Origin of the sequence: Vibrio sp. 10N.261.52.A1, assembly GCF_002876325.1 — a bacterium.
GTDB lineage: Bacteria > Pseudomonadota > Gammaproteobacteria > Enterobacterales > Vibrionaceae > Vibrio > Vibrio chagasii.
Genome location: NZ_MCYD01000300.1, coordinates 1 through 634, shown reverse-complemented (window position 1 = coordinate 634; position 634 = coordinate 1). Strand labels below are relative to the sequence as shown.

1 protein-coding gene is annotated in these 634 nt (G+C 40.7%); it reads right to left on the bottom strand.

All coding sequences use genetic code 11. The features are described 5' to 3' along the window. Nucleotides 1-23 precede the first annotated feature (23 nt). Entirely contained in the window at nt 24-599 is a 576-nt protein-coding gene (locus BCT81_RS03665; protein ID WP_102423263.1) for an NADPH-dependent FMN reductase, read from the bottom strand. Nucleotides 600-634: the final 35 nt, after the last annotated feature.

The window sequence follows — 634 nt, the reverse complement described above, 5'->3', positions numbered from 1 at the left end:
CACTCTTAAACAGATTGTATGCATCACAGTTCCCACCCAGACTTATATGTTCTAGCACTCAATAAACTACAGAGCTCGTCCATTACTTTCATTGACTTTTCAAGCCTGGGTAGCCTTTCATCCGAAAGGGTATCATTGACCCAGTGACGATTATGAACATACAAGTTGTAGGGATTGATAATACACTTGAAATCAATGCTTAGTGACGTCGAGAGCGCAGAGTCAGCCATGTAACTATGAGGTAGCCCCGCTGAGCTTACAAACGTCACGACTTTATCGAAGAGCGCGCCAGTTAAACTACCATCAGGAGGTGTAGACCCAACATATTCAATGTATTTCTTTAACTCAGAACAACACCCCCAATTATAAATTGGGCTACATAAAACGATACCACTCGCCTCAGACGTTAACTTATGTAACGCCTTATATTGTTCTGTCTGATATATTTTGTCGTTATCAAAATTTGGCACATTAAGTTCGGCCAAATCAACAAATTTAACTTGTCTATCCAACGATTGTAGTTCATCAATACATAGCTTAGCGATTTGACGACTTCGACTGTTTGGATCCAAGCTCGAACTTACTACCAAAATGTACATGTTATCTCCTGCCGAATGCTAACGCCCTGTTAAGG

Excerpts from the sequence above, each read along its gene's own strand:
- BCT81_RS03665 (WP_102423263.1), bottom strand. The coding sequence starts at position 599 with ATGTACATTTTGGTAGTAAGTTCGAGCTTGGATCCAAACAGTCGAAGT.